Below are 19,847 nucleotides of genomic sequence, written 5' to 3'. Positions count from 1 at the left end.
TCATAGCAATTCACTGGGATCGAAGTTCACGACGACTTCGTTCCATGCGTCATATTTATCGGCAGGAAGGTTCGTGAACGGAGCAGAACGCATGATGGCGCGATAGGCTCCGCCGGAAAGAGCACGGCGCGTTCCTTCCGAACCGCCGGTTGCCTCGATCTCGGGCCGACCGATGATGGTTCCGTCGCGGTCAAGCTTCATGGTGACACGGACGCGAACGTCCGAGGCATCCGCCATGCCGGGAATGATCTGCCAGTTTTTCTGGATTGCGCCGCGCAGCGCATCCATTTCCGTCTGGCTGAGCGTAGAGCCGCCGGTCGATTTCTTGCCGCCAAGGGCTGCCTGCTGGGTGGAGCGCTTGGCGCCGCCGCCGGAAGGCGCCTGCTTGTTCAAAAGTGCAGCGATATCGTCAGCGTTAAAATCGCTTTCCTTCGAAGAGGCGGATTTCGCAGTCTCCTGCTTCTTCTCGCCCGGCTTCTTGTCGGAAGGCTTGTCCGTGGACTTCGCCTGATCGGGCTTGGTTTCGGCCGGTTTTTCCGCGGGCTTCTGCTCGGCAGGCTTGGTCTCGGCCTGCTTCGGCTCCTCCGGCTTCGGCGGCTCCGGGCGAGAATTCGGGCGCGGCACGTTCTGCGGCACGGGAATTTCGGCCGGTTCCTGCGTGGCAGGCGGCGGCTCTTCGGCCTTGGTTTCCTGCGGCGGCGGCTCCGTCTTCGGCTGCGGCGCAATTTCAGGCTTGGTCTGCGGCAAGGCGGCCATTTCCTGCGGCTTGGGAGCCGAGGTCTCTTCCTTGACGATTTCCTTCACCTCGTTCGCCTTGGTATCGACGACCGGCTGCGGCTTCTCCTGCTTGGGCGGAGCTGCCGCGCTGATATTGTCGTTGGGCTTTGCGGTCGGGGTCGGCGGCGCTTCGATATCGGCGGTGTTGTTGCCGATATTCTGGGCATTCTCGATGATATCAGGACGCGTGGTCGGAACAGGCGCGGACTTTTCCGCCTTGGGCGCGTTCTTGTCGCCCTGCTGGATCTGGGTCAGTTCCTCGATCGGCACCAGCTCCACCGGCAGGGCCTCGGCCTGCGACACGTCAAGCGGTTCCGGCGAGCCCAGGGAAACGAGGGCGAAAGCCAGAAGCGACGCATGCACGATCGCGGATGTGGTAAGGCTGCCCTTCATCGTTTTACGTCAATTGTCCTGTTTCTGCTGGGTCACGAGGCCGATATTCTTAAAGCCAGCCGCCTGGATACGCGCCATCACGTCGGCGACGACGCCATAGGCGGCAACGGAATCCGCACGCACGAAGATGCGTTCGTTATAACCCGTCGTGGCGATTGCCTGCAGCTTGTCGGCCACTTCAGCCGCCTGGATTTCCGTTTCCTGCAGATGGATCTGGCCATTGGCGTTGACGGAAATCGTGATCGGCTGCGTGTCCGAGTTCAACGCATTGGCGGAGGTCTGCGGCAGGTCGATAGGCACGCCGACCGTCATCATCGGCGCAGCCACCATGAAGATGATGAGCAACACGAGCATGACGTCGACCAGCGGCGTCACGTTGATCTCGCTGATCGCCCCGCCTTTGCGTCGTCCGCCGCGCCCACCCCGGCGTCCACCGGAACCGCCGCCGCCGCCACCTGCTGACATACCCATATCATCTACTCCATTTTGCCTTGCGGCAAATTACTGCACGGCATGTAAATTAGGGACCGCTTACTGGGCGGCCTGCCGCGTCTGAAGTTTTTCATCGATCTGGCGCGACAGGATCGCGGAGAACTCGTCGGCGAAGCCTTCCATACGGGCGGAAAGCTTGTGCGCGTCGGCCGTGAACTTGTTATAGGCGATAACCGCCGGAATAGCCGCGACAAGGCCGATGGCCGTCGCCAGAAGCGCTTCGGCGATACCCGGCGCCACGACCGCAAGGTTGGTCGACTTCGAACCGGCAATCGCCTGGAACGATGTCATGATACCGACGACCGTACCGAAAAGACCGATGAAGGGACCAGCCGAGCCGATGGTGGCGAGCGAACCGAGGCGAGCCTCGTATTGTTCGCCTTCACGTGCGATCGTCACGTCCATCGCGCGGTCGATACGCATCTGCAGACCGATGGGAGAACGGGCGCCGCGTTCGAATGATTTTTTCCATTCCCGCATGGCGGAAACGAAAATTGCCGCAAGACCGCCATTCTGGCGTTCCGCCAGCGTGCGATAAAGCTCTTCGAGCGACTGGCCCGACCAGAAGACCTGTTCGAACTGGTCGAACTGCCTCTTTGCCTTGCCGAAGCTCACATATTTGTCAAAGACGATCGCCCACGTCCAGACCGAGGCGGCGATAAGTCCGATCATCACGAGCTTCACGATGAGGCCCGCCTGCATAAACAGCGCCCAGAGACTTACATCGTGCGTCGCCGCTGCCAAACCTGCCTGTTCCATAAATATCCAATCCCCGAATCCAAACGCCCGGTACGGGACCGGGCGATTCAAACGCGTGTTAACGCTCGAAGTCCTGCGGCCGCAGCCGCCAACCCCTTAGCCATACCCCGATACTTGCCAGTAAGCCTTACTTGCCAATAAATTTGGTGAAAGGAAGGCGTGCGCCGCACAAATGCCAGTTGCTAAAGTAAGACACCATTATGGTTAAAGGAGTGTTACAGCGGGGCCACGCCGGATGGATTTACTGGACGGGGCCGTCAATTACTTCAGGAATTTTTCCGCCACTGTCTCCGGAAGACGCCTTGGCCGGCCATTGGCATTGATGACGGCGATGATGACCTTGGCGGCGACCAGCAGCGTTTCGCCCCGCCGGATTTCCTGATTGAGCACCATTTTCGCGCCGCCGGCCTTCTCGGTGATGGTCGTGATCGCCAACACGTCATCCATCCGCGCCGGGCTTTTGAAATCGATCTCCATGCGATGCACAACGAAGACCAGCCCCTCCTCATCGGCGGTCAGAAGCGCGCTTTGTTCGCAGCCGAGGCACCGGAGGTAATCGGTGCGTCCGCGCTCGAGAAAATGCAGATAACGGGCGTGGTAAACGAGGCCGGAGAAATCCGTATCCTCATAATAGACCCGTTGCGTCAGGCGGTGGCCATGTTCGATCAGTTCACCCGAAAGCGAAACCACAAGCTCGCTCATACTATCTCCTTGAGAATTTCGGCTGCGTCGGGACGCCCTTCGCGAATGATAAGGTGCTCATGCCGTTGCGGCAGCGCCTCGATGCGCTCCGCGATGAAACGGGGCCTCAGATCGCTCTTCAAAAGCGCTGATGGCTGCGCGGGCAGCCAGCGGAACTCCACCTCGACGCCATCCAGTACCCGATGCACGATATCGCTTTCGTGGAACGGCAGAGGCTGGCGAAGCGAAACAAGATAATAAAATCCCAGCTCATGCGCCGCATAATCGTCATAGGCGAAAAAATTTTCAGCCGACCAGACGAGACGCTCGACCGAACAATCCCGGCCAAGCTCCTCGCCGATCTCGCGGATGATGGTTTCCTGCGTGCTTTCGCCGATTTCGGCACGGCCCCCGGGCAAGGCCCAGTAATTGTCATTCGTGCCGCGCTGGACCAGAAGATGGCCGTTCTGCAAGATCAGCGCCGCAACCCGCATGCTGAAAAGCTGCGGTTTCCGGTCCAGCCGGATCATGTGGCGTTCAGGCGCAGAGGTCATTTATCGTCCAGATCGCCGTCATGCCAGACGAGGTGTCGTGTGGCCTTCGGCAGGTGCTCTATTTCGTCGGCGATGAAATAGGGCGGAATATCAAGCTCCGTCAATGCCTGCCGGGTTGCCGCAACCCAGCGGAACTCCAGCTCGTTTTCGCCGTCCTGAACGCGGTGAATGATGTCAGTCGGATGAAAGGCCAGTGTTTCCGGCAGGTCCATCAGGTAATAAAACCCGAGTTCGTGCCAGTCCTTGCCCTCGTAGTGGAAAAAATTCTCGACCGCCCAGAGAAGACGTCCCACCCTGGCTTCGACGCCAAGCTCCTCGACCATTTCACGCGCCAGCGTTTCTTCGGAGCGTTCGCCCATTTCGGCGCGGCCACCCGGAAAGGTCCAGAATTTTTCATGCGACGCCCGGTGCACCAGCACATGGCCATCACGAAACGCCAGTCCCGCGACACGCATCTGAAAAATGCGCTTCGGCTTGAACTTGATGCGGATACGGGTGTCCTGCTTGGTATCATGTGTCATGGTGCTGGCCTGCGGGCTGGAAACATCAAATCGGTTTCCGTCCACCCTAACGCATCCATATCGTCTTTTCTCGTCTTTGCATCATCTCCCACAATGAATTCATCCAGTTGCGGCGGCTTGACCGTGGTCCCTGATAACATCGCATGCGCCTGCCCGCGATGATGCGTCTGGTGCTGGAAGAGATGAGACAGAACATCGTCGCAGCGATCCCGCTGGATACGCGCACCCCGATGAATATTGACGTTGGCCGCAAGGCCGTTTTCATCGAGACCGTCGACATATGCGATCAGCTCCTCGTCAAGCTCCCTCTGGGCACTCTGCAACGCCTGCATTGTGGCGAAGGGCTCCTCTTCGGCAAAAGCAGCAAGGCCGAGCGTGCCGCCCTGGAGGGCATCGATATAAAACCGGTCGACGGTGTAGATGTGGTTCAGCGTTGCCCTAAGCGTGGGAAAGAAGCTGACGCGGGAAGCGACAAACGCCCCCTGTGAAAGCTGAAGACAGGCCTGATGCAGCCGGAAATTTGCCAACCGGTTGTTGCGTGCAAGTTTGCGGAAAACCCGCAGCGGATCGTAAGGCATGAGGGTACCTCCCTTGACGTCGAAGGACGCCGTCGTTCAATCGACACGCTCAAGCTCCGATCTGCTTTTCAGAACCTTCGCGCCGTCTTCCTGTTCGATCAGATAGGCAGGCTCCTGCCTGCTTGCTTTCCGCTTTATTCTGGAACCGGCGATGGTGCGTTCGACATCGTCAGTGAAAGTCTCGACGATTTTACCTTCACCGGTGCCATTGCCCCAGTTCCACCGGACCTTCGTACCCTTGCGATATCCAGACATGACCATCTCCGTGCCAAAGACGATCAAAGCCGGCAAGCCGGGTTTGTTCCCTCAGTCATCCTCAAGCGTCAGACGGAACTGCGCCGCCTCGATATCCTTGGGCGGCTGCATGCCCAGATGTTTCCAGGCTGTTGCAGTCAGAATGCGCCCGCGCGGTGTGCGCTGGATGAAACCCTGCTGGATCATATAGGGCTCGATGATGTCCTCGATCGCATCGCGCGGCTCCGAGAGGCCGGCGGCGATGGTTTCGATGCCAACAGGGCCGCCGCCGAAATTGACGGCGATCATGGTGAGATAACGCATGTCGAGCTGGTCGAGACCCATTTTGTCGACCAGCAGCCGCGTCAAAGCCTCGTCGGCGATCTCACGGGTGACGGCTTCCGCCCGCGCCACCTCGGCGAAATCGCGCACACGGCGCAACAGCCGCCCGGCGATGCGCGGCGTGCCACGCGCCCGCCTTGCCACCTCGCGCGCACCCTCATCGGTCATATTCAGCCCCATCAGCCGCGCTCCGCGCCGAACGATCAGCTCCAGTTCGTCGACGGTGTAGAAGGCCAAGCGGACCGGAATGCCGAAGCGATCACGCAGCGGCGTCGTCAAGAGGCCGAGACGGGTGGTGGCGGCAACGAGGGTGAATTTGGAAAGATCGATCTTCACCGAGCGCGCCGCCGGCCCCTCGCCGATGATGAGATCGAGCTGGAAATCCTCCATGGCAGGATAAAGGATTTCTTCCACTGCCGGATTGAGGCGGTGGATTTCATCGATGAAGAGCACATCGCGCTCTTCCAGATTGGTGAGAAGTGCGGCGAGATCACCCGCCTTGGCGATGACAGGCCCGGAAGTGGATTTGAAGTTGACACCAAGTTCCTTGGCCATGATCTGCGCCAGCGTGGTCTTGCCGAGGCCGGGCGGGCCGACGAACAGCACATGATCCAGCGCCTCGCCGCGGTTCTTGGCGGCCTCGATGAACACCTTGAGATTGGCACGGGCCTCCGCCTGGCCGGTAAAATCATCCAGCGACTGCGGGCGCAGCGTGGTGTCGATGTCCTCACCGCGCTTTTCCGGGGTAATCAGTCTCTCCGCATCGCTCATTCAGGGCATTCCATTGTTCTAACCGAATTCATCAGGTGGTCGTCGCCCCTATATCACGACTATCGCATCAATACGCTTCACGAAATTCACGATAAACGCGGCTCCACGTCCGCATGCCAGACGGTCCTTACCGCGAAAGCTCCTTCAGCCCGAGACGGATAAGCTTGGCGCTGTCGCCGCCCTCCCCGCCATTCTTCAGCGCGGCAGCAACCGCATTGGCGGCTTGGTCGCGCGAATAGCCGAGATTGGTGAGCGCGGAAACAGCATCCGCCACCGGCGCGGAAGCAACGCCTTCGCCAAGCTCCTGCTTGAGGCCGATCGAAGCGGAAGCTTCCCCCGCAAAGGCGGGCGCCTTGTTGCGAAGTTCGGTCACAAGACGCACCGCCACCTTAGGCCCGACGCCGGGCGCACGCGAAATCATCACCTTGTCCTGAAGCGCGATGGCATTGGCGAGTTCGGAGGGCGACAGCGTGGAAAGAACGGCCAGGGCCACTTTCGAGCCCACACCCTGCACGCTCTGCAGCAGGTTGAACCATTCCCGCTCCAGCGCCGAAAGAAAGCCGAAGAGCTTCAGCTGGTCTTCACGCACATAGGTTTCGATGAACAGCACCACCGCCTCACCGACGGAGCCGATTTTCGACAGCGTGCGCGCCGAACAATAGGCGACGTAACAGACGCCGTGCACGTCCACCAGCACGTAATCCGCGCCGATTTCCTCGATGCTGCCCTTCAGTTTTCCGATCATAATGCCGCCCGCTGCAATGAGACTTCAAATATTCAACCAGCCGCCAAGAGCCGCGCCATCCTGTCACCGCCGCGATTATGCGCGTGGCAGATTGCGATGGCGAGAGCGTCCGCCGCATCGTTACCCTTGAATTCGGCCTTCGGCATCAGGATTTTCAGCATCATGTGAATTTGCTGCTTTTCGCCGTGCCCGACGCCGATGACGGCCTTCTTGACCGCATTCGGCGCATATTCGAACACCGGCAATCCTGCCCGCGCCGGAACCAGCATGGCGATGCCGCGCGCCTGACCGAGTTTCAGAGTGGCAACAGCATCCTTGTTCACGAAAGTCTGCTCCACCGCCGCTTCGTCGGGCTGGTAGCTGTGCACGACGTCAGCCAGCCCGTCATGCAGCTGGCACAGCCGGGAGGCGAGATCCATATCGCCGTCCGATGTCACGGTACCGGAGGCGACGAACCGAAGGCTGTTGCCAAGGGTTTCGATGACACCCCATCCGGTGCGCCGCAATCCGGGGTCAATGCCGATGATTCGAATCGTCTTTTGCATGAGGCACCTTATCTTTCCGGCTGCGACCCTGCCAGCGATAAGTGAACAAAACGACAACATTGATCAAATTTGCAGTGCAGCATTTACCTCTGCTTAAACCGCGTACCGCATTGTTCCCCACAAAATCAAAAAAGGGGAGCTGCGGACATGATGATCCGCAGCACAACATGTTCGCCATATCAGCCGTCCGATGGCGCCATCCATGCATGGCGCGGGAACTGATCCGGCATTGGGGGCTGCATCGGCCATGCTGAACCGTTTTCATTCCATATCCACCAAAGTGCTGGCGATTTTCCTGGCGCTGATGGCGATCTCGACCGGGGCTCTGACGCTTCTCGGCTATCAAAGCAGCAGCGGCGTTCTTGAGGAGCAGGCGTCGAGATCCATGGAAAGCATTCTGGTTTTCCGCGGCGACATGCTTCAGGAACGCCTTGAGCAGCTGAAAACTCAGGCGGATTCCATTGCCAAGATCGAATCCCTGCAGATGGCTGTTGTCTCCATGCGCAGCGGCTGGGCCACCGTGCAGAAAAACTCCGGCGACGCAAAAGCGGAACTTCAGCGCGTCTTCGTCAAGGAAAACCCCTTCGGCGAAAAGGAAAAGCTGATCAAGCCGGAAAGCCCCAGCGGCTTTTATTACTCCACCCATGAGAAGACCCAGACGGATATCGGCGCTTATATCAAGGGAACGCCGTTCAGCGATGTTCTCTTCATCGACCCCGCCGGTACGGTCTATTATTCCTATCTGAAGGGACCGGCCTTCGGGGAAACCGTCAAGGGCGGCGCCTGGGCGGAAAGCGGCCTTGGTACGGCCTTCGCGCGCGGCGCGGCGAACGCCGAAAAGGCGGTCAACGACGTGGCGCAGACCAGTTTCTCCGGCCTGCGCATCGATGCGGCCACGAAAGAGGCCGGTATTTATTTCGGCGTTCCGGTTGTCAAATTCGGCGCGTTCAAGGGCATCGTCCTCTTCCAGGTCAAGGAAGGCGTTTTCAGCCAGATCCTGACGAAAGGCATCGCGGCGGGCAGTTCGGAACAATCCGCGATCATATCAGCCGATGGCAAGGCTATCGGTGTTGAGGGCGAAAGGCTGGTCAGCCTTGATCCGGCCATCTACGATTTCCACGGAAAGGCCCTGAACGCGGCGGGCATGACCATCGCCAAGATCGACCGCGCGGATGGCGAAGCCAATGCCTATGCCCGTCCCTTCTCCTTCGCCGACGAAAAATATCTCGCGGTGGAAAGCATGCTGCGCAGCGAGTTGAACGCCGGCTCCATCTCGATTGCCGGCACGCTTGCCGTGATCGGCCTTTGCGTTCTGGCCGCCATGTGCGCGGCGACGGCCTTTTTCGCGCGGCGTCTCTTCGCACCGTTGGAAAAGCTTGCCGGACTGACGGGCGAAGTGGCCGCAGGCCGCCTCGATGCGGAGATCGGCAATCAGGATCGAAAGGACGAGATCGGCCGCATGGCGCGTGCGCTCGGCAGTTTCCGTGAAAAACTCATCCTGCAGCGGGACATGGAAGAGACCGCATCCCGCACACGGGAAGAAGCCGAAACGGCCCGGCGCGCGCATCTTGCGGAACGGGAGGCGGAAGCAGGCGCCCTGCAAATGGTCGTGCAGTCTCTGGATGAGGGGCTGGACCGGCTGGCGAATGGCAACCTCGCCTATCGCATCGAGACCGTCTTCCCCGACGATCTCGAAAGCCTGCGCCATAACTTCAACACCGCGCTTGCCCGGCTCAGCGAAACCATGCAGGCCATCGGCGGCAATTCCGCCGCCATTCGTGGCGGCTCCGAGGAAATGCGGGTGGGAGCCGACCAGCTCGCAGAACGCACCGAACGGCAGGCAGCCTCCATTACCGAAACGGCAAGCGCCATCAAGGCGATCACCGAAGCCGTCCGCGACCAGATCGAACGCGCCGAACAGGCAACGCGGATCGCCCGCGACGCCAGCACGGAGGCGACGGCATCCAGCCGCGTGATGGAACAGACCATCGCCGCCATGGAGGCGATCCAGACCTCGTCACGCCAGATCAACCAGATCATCGGCGTCATTGACGAAATCGCCTTCCAGACCAACCTTCTGGCGCTGAATGCCGGCGTGGAGGCGGCGCGCGCAGGCGACGCAGGCAAGGGTTTTGCGGTCGTGGCCCAGGAAGTGCGCGAACTGGCGCAGCGTTCGGCCGCCGCCGCAAAGGAAATCACCAGCCTGCTGAAACGCTCCACCGACGAGGTTTCCTCGGGCGTGGTGCTGGTGGAAAAGGCAGGCGCTTCGCTGACCGGCATCGGCAAACACGTGCAGACCATCAGCACGCGTATCGAAGAGATCATGGAGTCTACCCGCGAGGAAGCGCACACGCTTTCGGAAATCAACAGTACCGTCACCAGCCTCGACACCATGACCCAGCAGAACGCCGCCATGGTGGAAGAAACGACGGCCGCCATTCACAATCTCGCTTCCGAAGCGGGTGAAATGGACGGCAGGCTCGGACAGTTCGTATTGGCTCCTGAGAACGAGGCCACTGGACATCGCGCGAACAGGCAATTCAGGCGGGCGGGTTGAGACAGGCCAGCCGGCAAAAGACCGGGGCCTCTTCGGAGGCCCCAATTTTTTTGAACCATCCTTCAATTCTGCGCGACTTCACTGGTAAATCGGGACACGCGCCTTACATCCGCAGCAAAGATTTAAATTTCGCAGGAGCGTCGGATGATACCCTTTTCCATTCTCGACCTTTCGCCGATCGGCGAAGGCGAGAGCGTCAGCGAGGCGCTTGAAAATTCCCGCCGAATGGCGATCAAGGCCGAAGAACACGGCTATAACCGCATCTGGCTGGCAGAGCATCACGGCATGCCGGGCATTGCCAGCGCGGCAACGTCGCTCGTCATTGCCCATGTGGGCGCGGCCACGAAACATATTCGCGTCGGTTCCGGCGGCATCATGCTGCCCAACCATTCCCCGCTTGTCATCGCCGAGCAGTTCGGCACGCTTGCAGCGCTCCTTCCCGGCCGCGTTGATCTCGGTCTGGGCCGCGCTCCGGGAACCGATATGCGCACGGCGCGAGCCCTGCGCCGCAACCTTGATGCTGGCGCGGAAAACTTCCCGCACGATATCGTCGAACTCCAGCGTTATCTTGGTCCGCCGCAGCCGGATCAGGCAATCCTTGCCGTACCGGGCATGAATTCCAACGTGCCGCTCTGGCTGCTCGGCTCCAGCACCTACAGCGCGCATCTCGCCGCAGCGCTTGGCCTGCCCTATTCCTTCGCTTCGCATTTCGCGCCCGATATGCTGATGGAAGCGATCCATATCTATCGCGAGCGCTTCCAGCCCTCTGAAGTGCTGGACAAGCCCTATGTGATGGTGGGCGTAATGGGTGTCGGCGCCGATACGGATGAGGAGGCGCAGCATCTCTTCACCTCCTCGCAGCAGCAATTCGTCAACCTGCGCCGCAATGTGCGCACGCAGTTTCCGAAACCCGTGCACAGCATGGATGACTACTGGAACGAGATGGAGCGTTTCTCTGTCGAACACACGTTGCGTTTCGCGGCCGTCGGCTCGCCTGAGACGATCCAACGCCATCTCGACGGCTTCCTTGCGGAAACGCAGGCGGATGAACTCATTGTCTCGATGCCGATCCATGACATCGAAAAGCGGCTGCGGTCGGTCGAGATTTTCGCAGACGTGCGAACCTCCATAAAAAAGGCCGCGTAAACAAAAAGCCCCGGAGCGGATCGCTGCCGGGGCTTTTTTTTGAAATCTGAAACGTCAGGCAGAAAGCTTGGCGAGAATTTCTTCGGATACTTCGAAGTTGGAATAGACGTTCTGTACGTCGTCATCGTCTTCGAGATTGTCGATGAGCTTCATCAGCGACTGCGCCTTTTCCTCATCCACCGGCACCGTATTCTGCGGCTTCCAGATGGCCTTGACGCTTTCGGCTTCACCCAGCACGCCTTCCAGCGCCTTGGACACCTCGTTCATCGCTTCGAAACCGCAGATGATGGTGTGGCCGTCTTCGCTGGATTCGACATCGTCTGCACCGGCCTCGATGGCGGCTTCCATGACCTTGTCGGCATCGCCGACTTCAGCCTTGTAAGAGATTTCGCCGACCCGGTCGAAGGAGAAGGACACCGAACCGGTTTCGCCAAGAGCACCACCGGCCTTGGTGAAGATGGAGCGCACGTTGGAGGCGGTGCGGTTGCGGTTGTCGGTCAGGGCTTCGACGATGACGGCAACGCCACCCGGGCCGTAACCTTCGTAGCGGACTTCATCATAGTTTTCGCCGTCCGCGCCGGAGGCCTTCTTGATCGCGCGCTCGATATTGTCCTTCGGCATGGACTGAGCCTTGGCGTTCTGGATCGCCAGACGCAGGCGCGGGTTCATGTTCGGGTCGGGCATGCCCGTCTTTGCCGCAACGGTGATTTCGCGTGCAAGCTTGGAAAACATTTTGGACCGTACGGAGTCCTGCTTGCCCTTGCGGTGCATGATGTTCTTGAACTGTGAATGACCAGCCATGGAAAACCTGATTGTCGTAATTTGGAGATTGCGGGCCTTATAATTGCGATAGCCGCGCCATTCAACCCCGCAAGCGCTTTCTCTTGCCGCAACATCAGAAGGAACTGATTTATCCGCTCTTCGTTCTGATCATGAACGCGGCGGAAGGGCACATGATTTCTCTCCATCGCAGCATCAGACCGGAAGGAGAAAACATATGGTCAGCCTGACTGAAGCAAGAGAAGCCCCGGCCCGTCAGCTCTGGGACGAGATCAACTCCGTCCACGCCGGCATGCTCGGTCTTGAAGGCCTGCACAATCACATGCAGCCCATGGCGCCTCATGCTGATCCCAAGACCAACACGATCTGGTTCTTCTCCAAAAAAGACACCGATCTGGTGAAGTCACTGAAATCAGGTTCCCGGGCGCATTTCTGCGTGGTGGGCAAGGACCATGACTACCACGCGTGCCTTTCAGGCGTTCTTGAAGTACGCGACGACAAAACCAAGATCGATGAATATTGGAATTCCGTCACGGCCGCCTGGTACGAGCATGGCAAGAGCGATCCGCAACTGACAATGCTGGCGTTGCATGTCGATGATGCCGATATCTGGGCTTCGACGGACAGCACGCTCAAATTCGGCTGGGAAATCGCCAAGGCGAACATGTCGGATGACAAGACGCCGGATGTCGGCGTTCGCCAGCATCTCAACTTTGCCTGATCAACATCTCCCACCATCTTTCCTCGCCCACCGCCATGCTACATGCCTTTCGGCACGAGTATCTGCGGCTGGCGGGGAAGGTTTCTCATCGAAACCCGGATCACCGGGTCGGTCGCATAGGCAATGCGGAAACTTTCGCCGAACATTGTGAGAAACTGCTCCAGCGGCGGCCCGGTACGATGCATCGGCAAAATCAGCGCGGAGCGCAGGCGCTTGACCACCCGGCTCATGCTGTCGGCGCCCATGGTCAAGCCGCCATCCACCGGCACCATCAGCACGTCGAGGCGGCCGATTTCGGCATAATGCGTATCCGTCAACTCATGATGCAGATGGCCGAGATGACCGATGCACAGGCCCGCAACTTCGAAGATGAAGATGGAATTGCCGTTTTCCTGAAAGGATTCGTAATCGCCCCAGCGGTTGCGGATATCGGTTGCGACATTGCGAATATAGACATCGCCTACCAGAACCTTGTGTTCGGCCTTTTCTCCCGGCGTATCGCTCCAGCCATGCAGCACATATTGGATGGCAGGGTCCGGACTAAGGGTGAAGTGGGTCGAATGCGCCCGGTTCATCGTTACGACCGTCGGCATGACGGGCGGGCGATAGACGCCGTTATAGTCCGTGGCGATCGTTACCCCGCCGGGGCTTTCGATCAGATAGGTGGAATGGCCGATGAAGCTGATCTTCACCTCTTCCTTCGCCGCCGCCTGAGCCAATTGAACACCCGGCGGATTGAAGCTCGCAAACATGACGCCGGGAATGTTGCTGGCTATCGCCTGGCATTGACTGATGGGCGGGCGGCTTTCCGTCTGGGAGAAGGCCGCTCCTGATGAGGCGATCAGCCCCGATATTGCAAGCATTAGCACGCGCAGCATCATGCCACTCCCTGAACTTGCGAAGGGTGGGAGGATGAGGCAGGTTTTGCGGAGCGTCCAGTTACAAGAGTGCCGGAAGGCTCACACTCTCGTCATTGTGAACGCTTCAGGGAGAGATCACGCCCAGAAGGAGGGCAGGGTCTCCGAGAGCCGGGGACCGATGCGCAGCGGCGCGATCTTTTCTGCAAGCCCGGTGCGGTCGGAAATTTCGACGCCGACGCCGCAGATCGTCGCTGGCCCGCTGGCAGCCTCGAAACGGCCCTTCGGCATTTTGGAGATGAAGCGGTTGATCGGCTCTTCCTTTTCCATTCCAAGCGAGCTGTCATAATCGCCGCACATGCCGGCATCCGACATATAGGCCGTGCCGCCATTAAGGATCTGCGCATCCGCCGTCGGGACATGGGTATGGGTGCCGACGACGAAGCTCGCGCGGCCATCCACGAAATGGCCGAAACACTGTTTTTCACTCGTCGCTTCCGCATGGAAATCGAAGATGATGGCGTCGGCCTGTTCCTTCAGCGGACAGGCGGCAAGAATGTTTTCCGCAGACTTGAAGGGATCGTCCAGTTCCGGATGCATGAAGACCCGCCCCATGATGTTGGCGACCAATATGCGTGCGCCGTTGCGAGCATAAAAAATGCCCGAACCCTTGCCCGGCGTACCGTCAGGATAATTGGCGGGCCGGAGGAACTGGTCATGACGCTCGCAGAAGGAAACCGCTTCCTTCTGGTCCCAGACATGGTTGCCGGTCGTGACGACATCGGCGCCGGCATTGATGGTCTCGAGATAGATATCTTCGGTGATACCGAAGCCGCCGGCGGCGTTTTCACCGTTGACGATCACAAAATCGAGCTTCAGATCGGAAATCAGCCCCGGCAATCGTTCCCAGACAGCCGTGCGTCCGGTCTTGCCAACCATATCTCCGAGAAAAAGAAGCCTCATTCACCCGCCCCGATCTTGCGCATGTTTCTATATTTCGTCCCCTCTAGCGGGTAATCCGTCTTTTAAAAAGTGCTAAAGCGCCTTTTGTCCACGATCGGCGATCGACAACGGAGCGGAAAACCAGCGCAGGCCGCTTTCCGTCAGAATGGCGTGAAGCGAGACATCATGCGGCTCCGCCGGTACGGATGGCACTTCCTGACAATCAAAGGCGACGCCGATGAGAACTGGCTGTTTGCCTCTCGCGTGTAACCGTGCAATGGCGCGGTCGTAATGGCCCGCGCCATAACCGACCCGCTGCCCTCGCCCATCGAAGACCGAGAGAGGCACGAGCAGAATATCCGGATCGAGAACCTCCGCATCCTCGCCCGGACCGGTCGTGCCAAAGCCGGTCTTCACCAATGGCGTATCCGCCTCAAAGCAACGGAAGACGATGGTTTCGCGATCCAGCACAACGGGAAGGACGAGACGCCCGCCCCGCTCACGCAATGCTTCCATCAGCGGCCGTGTATCGGCCTCGGATCGGATCGGCATGAAGCCGGAAATCACGGCGCCACGCGCAAAGGCAATGTCGGAGGCGCCATGTGCCGTTATAGACTGACTCTTCTGCTGCCGCTCCGTCGGCGTCAGCGCATCGCGCGCGGCGAGCCTTTCGCCGCGCAGTCTCGCTTTTTCGGCAACGTCGCCGGACATCAGGCAGCCCGGCTCACGAGAACCTTGTCGATGCGGTGACCGTCGAGGTCGATGACCTCAAAACGCCACCCGTTGCGGGTGACGTGCTCACCAAGTTCCGGCAGGCGACGGAACTCGTCCAGAACCAGACCGGCAACGGTTTCGAACTCGGCATCCTCGTCGATCTTGAAGCCCATGCGATAAGCGAACTCATCGGCGGGCATCCAGCCGGCAACGAGGAACGAACCGTCCTCGCGCTCGACAATGGCCGGCTCCTCGTCATTATCTTCCTGGAATGCGCCGGTGATGGCCTCCAGAACGTCGCCGGAGCTGACGATACCTTCGAAATGGCCATATTCGTCGTAGACCAGCACCATGTGCACGGTGGAGCGACGCAGCGACTGGATGACGTCCACCGCACTCGTCAAATCCGATACGACAGGAACTTCGCGCAGAAGCTCACGAATATTGAGCTCCTTGCCGGAGGCCAGCGCATCGAAAGCATCCTTGGCGAAAAGCACGCCGAGAATCTCATCCGAAGCGCCGTTACGCACCGGCAGGCGCGAACGCTGCGTCTGGCGAAGCTGCTCGCGGATTTCCTCGGCGCTGTCTTCGATATCGACCACTTCCACATCACGACGCGGCGTCATCAGGCCACGCGCATTGCGGTCGGCAAGGCGCATGACGCTTGTGATCATCGCCGATTCCTCGGTCTCGATCACGCCGGCGCTATGGGCTTCTGCCAGAACCGTGCGGATTTCATCGTCCGTGACCGATGCGTTGGACTCGCCGCTGTGGCCGAGAAGGGCAAGAACCGTCTTGCCCGACTTGTCGAGCAGCCATACCAGCGGCGCGCCGACCTTGGACAGCAGCATCATGGTGGGTGCGACGCGGGCGGCGACCTTTTCGGGATCGCGCAGCGCAATCTGCTTGGGCACCAGTTCGCCGACGATCAGCGACAGATAGGTAATGGCGACGACAACCGAGCCGACGCCAAGCGCATCGGCGGCACGGTCGGGAACACCCTGTTCCAGCAGCCACGCCGTGAAGCGGGCACCGAGCGTGGCACCGGAAAAAGCACCGGAAAGGACGCCGACCAGCGTGATGCCGATCTGCACTGTGGAAAGAAAGCGTCCGGGATTTTCAGAAAGGCTGAGCGCCTGTGTGGCGCCCTTGCTGCCTTGCGTGGCAAGCACCTTGAGCCTCGCCGGTCTGGAGGAGACAACGGCAAGCTCGGACATGGCAAGCACACCGTTCAATACGGTGAGCAGGACCACGATCATAATTTCAGTAAACAAGTTTAGCTCTTTGGGCTGTTGAACGGCACGTCGCGGTTTTGACCGCAGCGCCCTTTTTTAAAGGGCATGACAGACATACCAATCCGGATAATAGGGAATTGTTCCGCCATTGCAATGACGGCAATATAAAAAAGCCGCGTCCGGCAGTTATGAAAAATCACTGTCGAATATATCAAGGATATGGTGAAGCATCGGGGTTGATACGAAACTTCAAGCGCGATCCACGGCGACCGATGGAGATTTACGATCCTGGGTGCCTACAAAAGTAGGTGGGCGCCGTGTGTCCAGTCCCACGGGACTGGCCAGGGACAGCTCCCTTTGGATCGAGTATGGCCCCAGGGATTGTGGTTCCTGTCGGGAAGCGCAGAACGCATCCAAGATATAGGACGGATCAGGGGAAACCGCCAGAGGGCAACGAGCGAAATTTTGCCGCCTTAGAACTCTTTGCGCCGTCAATGCGCCGCGGGCTTCGGCCGCGCCAGCAGTTTTTCGGTAATACCGTTCAGGCGGTCGGCCAGATCACCGATGGCGAGCGCCACGACTTCATCCGATTTCGCCCTGTGCTCGGCCATGCCGTCACGGTTGCGGGAAAGGGATGCGACCTCTCCTTCCAGCTTCTCGATCTTGCGGTTGAGTTCGGAAAGCTCGTCCATCACCATGATGCCGGCCATGACGGTGAGGCGCAGATCGCCTATTTCGCCGAACTGGCTCTTGAGGTGCCCGACATACCGGTCGAACCTGGTTGCGAGATCGGTCAGATGGTCTTCCTGCCCCGCCTCGCACGCCATGCGATACGCCTTGCCGTCGATCATAACTGTGACTTGCGCCATGAGCCCGCTCCTATCGATCCAGCACCGCGCGGATCGTCTCCATGGCCGTTACCAGCCGGCGGGAAACCTCGCGGTTGACTTCTTCAAGACGATTGGCGCGAAATTCGGCCTGATCCAGCTCATGCGCGAGCCTTGCGCGGTCAACATGAACCCGCTTGACCTCATTATCGATCTCGCCCGTCTCCCTTTGCCGCTCGATACGCATATCGATGGCATTTTCGAGATTTGTGATGGCAGCATTCAGCTCCGTCAGCGCAGATTGTACGGTCTTCTCAGCCGACATCGTTTTTTCCAACTCGCACGCAACCGGCCGAATCGTCCGGTTTCAGGCCTTTTCAACAATCACGAGGTTATTACCCGATTTACCATCCCGTCAATCAAACCAGTGCATTGAGGCGTTTTGCTCTGTGGATGAACGAAGGAGCAGCGGCACATATCGCATGGATTTTGTCAGGATGCCCGATTTTCTAAACGATTTTTTCTCCCTGAGGGAACCGCAAACGCCCGTGGATTTATTGACTTGCCTGCCTCACCTGCTATGGATCAACCCGCTTTTTGGATAGTTGCGTAAAACTATCTCCTTTCACCCGGAAACAGACGGAAAAGCCATGATTTCTCGCGACAAACACAACCGGATGGCCAATGCGATCCGCTTTCTTGCCATGGATGCAGTGGAGAAGGCCAATTCCGGCCATCCCGGACTGCCGATGGGCGCCGCCGATGTCGCCACCGTTCTTTTCACCCGTTACCTGAAATTCGATCCCAAGGCGCCGCTCTGGGCTGACCGTGACCGCTTCGTGCTGTCGGCAGGCCATGGTTCGATGCTGCTTTACTCGCTGCTCTATTTGACGGGCTACGAGGACATGACGATCGACGAGATCAAGCGCTTCCGTCAGTTCGGTTCCAAAACCGCCGGCCACCCCGAATATGGCCATGCGACCGGCATCGAAACGACCACCGGCCCGCTCGGCCAGGGCATCGCCAACGCCGTCGGCATGGCTATTGCCGAACGCAAGCTGGAAGAGGAATTCGGCTCCGACCTGCAGAGCCACTTCACCTATGTGCTGTGCGGCGACGGCTGCCTCATGGAAGGCATCAGCCACGAAGCCATCGCGCTTGCCGGCCACCTGAAGCTCAACAAGCTCGTTCTGTTCTGGGATGACAACAACATCACCATCGACGGTGAAGTTGGCCTCTCCGACAGCACCGACCAGATCGCCCGCTTCCAGGCCGTGCACTGGAACACCATCCGCGTCGACGGCCATGATCCGGATGCGATTGCAGCCGCCATCGAAGCCGCACAGAAATCCGACCGGCCGACCTTCATCGCCTGCAAGACCGTGATCGGTTTCGGCGCGCCCAACAAGCAGGGCACCCACAAGGTCCACGGCAACCCGCTCGGCGCCGAAGAAATCGCCGCCGCCCGCAAGAGCCTCAACTGGGAAGCCGAAGCTTTCGTCATTCCGGAAGATGTGCTCGATGCATGGCGCCTCGCCGGCCTGCGCTCCACCAAGGCCCGCCAGGACTGGGAAGCCCGCCTCGAAGCGACCGAAGCCGGCAAGAAGGCCGAGTTCAAGCGCCGTTTCGCCGGCGATCTGCCCGGCAACTTCGACAGCGCGATCGATGCCTTCAAGAAGAAGATCATCGAAAACAACCCGACCGTCGCCACCCGCAAGGCTTCTGAAGACTCGCTTGAAGTCATCAACGGCATCCTGCCGGAAATGGTCGGCGGTTCGGCTGACCTGACGCCGTCCAACAACACCAAGACCAGCCAAATGAAGTCCATCACGCCGACGGACTTCTCCGGTCGTTACCTGCATTACGGTATCCGCGAGCACGGCATGGCGGCGGCGATGAACGGCATCGCGCTGCATGGCGGTCTCATCCCCTATGCCGGCGGCTTCCTGATCTTCTCGGATTATTGCCGTCCGTCGATCCGCCTTGCCGCACTCATGGGCATCCGCGTCGTGCACGTCCTGACGCATGATTCCATCGGTGTCGGCGAAGACGGCCCGACCCACCAGCCGGTGGAGCAGATCGCAGCGCTGCGCGCCATTCCGAACCTTCTCCTCTTCCGCCCGGCGGATGAAACCGAGACGGCGGAATGCTGGCAGCTGGCGCTTGAGCAAAAGCATCGTCCGTCTGCGCTGGCGCTCACCCGCCAGAACCTTGCGCCCTCGCGCAAGGAATATGAAGAGAAGAACCTTTCCGCTTACGGCGCTTACGAACTCGTATCCGCAAGCGACGCCAAGGTTTCGATCTTCGCGTCCGGTTCGGAAGTTGAAGTGGCGCTCAAGGCCGCCGCGATGCTGAAGGACAACGGCGTTTCCGCCCGCGTCGTTTCCGTTCCCTGCTTCGAGCTTTTCAAGGAACAGCCGGAAACCTACCGCAACGCCATCATCGGCAAGGCTCCGGTCAAGATCGCAGTCGAAGCCGCCATCCGTCAGGGCTGGGATTATTTCATCGGCTCCGACGGCGCATTCGTCGGCATGCATTCCTTCGGTGCATCCGCACCGGCGAAGGATCTCTTCAAGCACTTCGGCATCACGGCGGAAGCCGTTGTCGCCGCAGTCGAGGCAAAACTTGCATGAGGGCTTCCCAAGCCCTCACATTCCACAAAGACCAAGCACATAT

General features: G+C 59.5%; 22 protein-coding genes and 1 other RNA gene. 4 read left to right on the top strand and 19 right to left on the bottom strand.

Features of this window, described 5'->3' with window-relative positions:
- The 11 genes from CFB10_RS04295 to ruvC all read right to left on the bottom strand — a co-directional run bounded on the left by CFB10_RS04295 (position 1) and on the right by ruvC (position 7,392).
- On the bottom strand, positions 1 to 1,170 hold the full coding sequence (locus tag CFB10_RS04295) for a hypothetical protein (RefSeq protein WP_020012205.1): 1,170 nt from the start codon (positions 1,168 to 1,170) through the stop codon (positions 1 to 3).
- A 9-nt stretch (positions 1,171 to 1,179) separates the two neighbouring features.
- Positions 1,180 to 1,641 carry a protein TolR gene (tolR, locus tag CFB10_RS04290; protein WP_020012206.1) on the bottom strand — a complete coding sequence of 154 codons (462 nt, stop codon included), beginning with the start codon at positions 1,639 to 1,641 and terminating at the stop codon, positions 1,180 to 1,182.
- Between the two features lie 60 nt (positions 1,642 to 1,701).
- Positions 1,702 to 2,421, bottom strand: a complete 720-nt coding sequence (gene tolQ / locus CFB10_RS04285; protein WP_003497570.1) for a protein TolQ — start codon at positions 2,419 to 2,421, stop codon at positions 1,702 to 1,704.
- Positions 2,422 to 2,682: 261 nt separating this feature from the next.
- On the bottom strand, positions 2,683 to 3,123 hold the full coding sequence (gene ybgC, locus CFB10_RS04280; protein WP_020012207.1) for a tol-pal system-associated acyl-CoA thioesterase: 441 nt from the start codon (positions 3,121 to 3,123) through the stop codon (positions 2,683 to 2,685).
- Complete coding sequence (locus CFB10_RS04275; protein ID WP_020012208.1) at positions 3,120 to 3,656, bottom strand: NUDIX hydrolase; 537 nt, start codon at positions 3,654 to 3,656, stop codon at positions 3,120 to 3,122. The genes ybgC and CFB10_RS04275 overlap by 4 nt, the downstream gene beginning before the upstream one ends.
- Positions 3,653 to 4,177 carry an NUDIX hydrolase gene (locus CFB10_RS04270; protein ID WP_020012209.1) on the bottom strand — a complete coding sequence of 175 codons (525 nt, stop codon included), beginning with the start codon at positions 4,175 to 4,177 and terminating at the stop codon, positions 3,653 to 3,655. Before CFB10_RS04270 ends, CFB10_RS04275 begins: the two co-directional genes overlap by 4 nt.
- Complete coding sequence (locus CFB10_RS04265) at positions 4,174 to 4,755, bottom strand: DinB family protein (RefSeq protein WP_020012210.1); 582 nt, start codon at positions 4,753 to 4,755, stop codon at positions 4,174 to 4,176. Before CFB10_RS04265 ends, CFB10_RS04270 begins: the two co-directional genes overlap by 4 nt.
- A gap of 36 nt (positions 4,756 to 4,791) precedes the next feature.
- The gene (locus CFB10_RS04260; protein ID WP_081629702.1) at positions 4,792 to 5,010 is read right to left on the bottom strand and encodes a DUF2945 domain-containing protein; all 219 of its coding nucleotides are present in this window, start codon (positions 5,008 to 5,010) and stop codon (positions 4,792 to 4,794) included.
- 51 nt (positions 5,011 to 5,061) lie between these two features.
- Complete coding sequence (gene ruvB, locus CFB10_RS04255; protein ID WP_003506226.1) at positions 5,062 to 6,102, bottom strand: Holliday junction branch migration DNA helicase RuvB; 1,041 nt, start codon at positions 6,100 to 6,102, stop codon at positions 5,062 to 5,064.
- A gap of 127 nt (positions 6,103 to 6,229) precedes the next feature.
- Positions 6,230 to 6,847 (bottom strand): Holliday junction branch migration protein RuvA, encoded by a 618-nt coding sequence (ruvA, locus tag CFB10_RS04250; RefSeq protein WP_003506224.1) that lies wholly within the window; start codon positions 6,845 to 6,847, stop codon positions 6,230 to 6,232.
- Positions 6,848 to 6,879: 32 nt separating this feature from the next.
- A complete protein-coding gene (ruvC, locus tag CFB10_RS04245; protein ID WP_003506222.1) occupies positions 6,880 to 7,392 on the bottom strand; it encodes a crossover junction endodeoxyribonuclease RuvC in 513 nt (170 codons plus the stop codon).
- 247 nt (positions 7,393 to 7,639) lie between these two features.
- Here ruvC and CFB10_RS04240 point away from each other — a divergent pair, with 247 nt between their 5' ends.
- Positions 7,640 to 9,949, top strand: coding sequence for a methyl-accepting chemotaxis protein (locus CFB10_RS04240; RefSeq protein ID WP_020012213.1), 2,310 nt, complete (start codon positions 7,640 to 7,642; stop codon positions 9,947 to 9,949).
- A 144-nt stretch (positions 9,950 to 10,093) separates the two neighbouring features.
- On the top strand, positions 10,094 to 11,095 hold the full coding sequence (locus tag CFB10_RS04235) for an LLM class flavin-dependent oxidoreductase (RefSeq protein ID WP_020012214.1): 1,002 nt from the start codon (positions 10,094 to 10,096) through the stop codon (positions 11,093 to 11,095).
- Positions 11,096 to 11,149: 54 nt separating this feature from the next.
- On the opposite strand, the gene CFB10_RS04230 is transcribed toward CFB10_RS04235, so the two are convergent.
- Positions 11,150 to 11,896: a YebC/PmpR family DNA-binding transcriptional regulator gene (locus CFB10_RS04230; RefSeq protein WP_003523214.1), complete on the bottom strand. Its 747-nt coding sequence runs from the start codon at positions 11,894 to 11,896 to the stop codon at positions 11,150 to 11,152.
- A 196-nt stretch (positions 11,897 to 12,092) separates the two neighbouring features.
- Between CFB10_RS04230 and CFB10_RS04225 the strand changes: the two genes are divergently transcribed.
- On the top strand, positions 12,093 to 12,596 hold the full coding sequence (locus CFB10_RS04225) for a pyridoxamine 5'-phosphate oxidase family protein (protein ID WP_020012216.1): 504 nt from the start codon (positions 12,093 to 12,095) through the stop codon (positions 12,594 to 12,596).
- A gap of 38 nt (positions 12,597 to 12,634) precedes the next feature.
- On the opposite strand, the gene CFB10_RS04220 is transcribed toward CFB10_RS04225, so the two are convergent.
- The 7 genes from CFB10_RS04220 to CFB10_RS04185 all read right to left on the bottom strand — a co-directional run bounded on the left by CFB10_RS04220 (position 12,635) and on the right by CFB10_RS04185 (position 17,496).
- Entirely contained in the window at positions 12,635 to 13,477 is an 843-nt protein-coding gene (locus tag CFB10_RS04220; RefSeq protein WP_020012217.1) for an MBL fold metallo-hydrolase, read from the bottom strand.
- 114 nt (positions 13,478 to 13,591) lie between these two features.
- On the bottom strand, positions 13,592 to 14,416 hold the full coding sequence (locus CFB10_RS04215) for a TIGR00282 family metallophosphoesterase (RefSeq protein ID WP_020012218.1): 825 nt from the start codon (positions 14,414 to 14,416) through the stop codon (positions 13,592 to 13,594).
- A gap of 72 nt (positions 14,417 to 14,488) precedes the next feature.
- Positions 14,489 to 15,106, bottom strand: a complete 618-nt coding sequence (locus CFB10_RS04210; protein WP_020012219.1) for a 5-formyltetrahydrofolate cyclo-ligase — start codon at positions 15,104 to 15,106, stop codon at positions 14,489 to 14,491.
- Positions 15,106 to 16,368, bottom strand: coding sequence for a hemolysin family protein (locus CFB10_RS04205; protein WP_020012220.1), 1,263 nt, complete (start codon positions 16,366 to 16,368; stop codon positions 15,106 to 15,108). The genes CFB10_RS04210 and CFB10_RS04205 overlap by 1 nt, the downstream gene beginning before the upstream one ends.
- Positions 16,369 to 16,597: 229 nt before the next feature.
- A non-coding RNA gene (gene ssrS, locus CFB10_RS04195) (6S RNA) lies at positions 16,598 to 16,756 on the bottom strand.
- Positions 16,757 to 16,835: 79 nt separating this feature from the next.
- Positions 16,836 to 17,213: a cell division protein ZapA gene (locus CFB10_RS04190; RefSeq protein WP_003506206.1), complete on the bottom strand. Its 378-nt coding sequence runs from the start codon at positions 17,211 to 17,213 to the stop codon at positions 16,836 to 16,838.
- Positions 17,214 to 17,223: 10 nt separating this feature from the next.
- On the bottom strand, positions 17,224 to 17,496 hold the full coding sequence (locus CFB10_RS04185; RefSeq protein ID WP_003506205.1) for a DUF4164 domain-containing protein: 273 nt from the start codon (positions 17,494 to 17,496) through the stop codon (positions 17,224 to 17,226).
- Positions 17,497 to 17,821: 325 nt separating this feature from the next.
- Here CFB10_RS04185 and tkt point away from each other — a divergent pair, with 325 nt between their 5' ends.
- On the top strand, positions 17,822 to 19,804 hold the full coding sequence (tkt, locus tag CFB10_RS04180; protein WP_026364041.1) for a transketolase: 1,983 nt from the start codon (positions 17,822 to 17,824) through the stop codon (positions 19,802 to 19,804).
- The last annotated feature ends 43 nt before the right edge of the window (positions 19,805 to 19,847 follow it).

It is taken from the genome of Agrobacterium sp. 719_389, from assembly GCF_900188475.1.
GTDB classification, from domain to species: Bacteria; Pseudomonadota; Alphaproteobacteria; order Rhizobiales; family Rhizobiaceae; genus Agrobacterium; species Agrobacterium radiobacter.
Note: the sequence above shows the minus strand (reverse complement) of the source record. Positions and strands in the feature narration are given on the sequence as shown.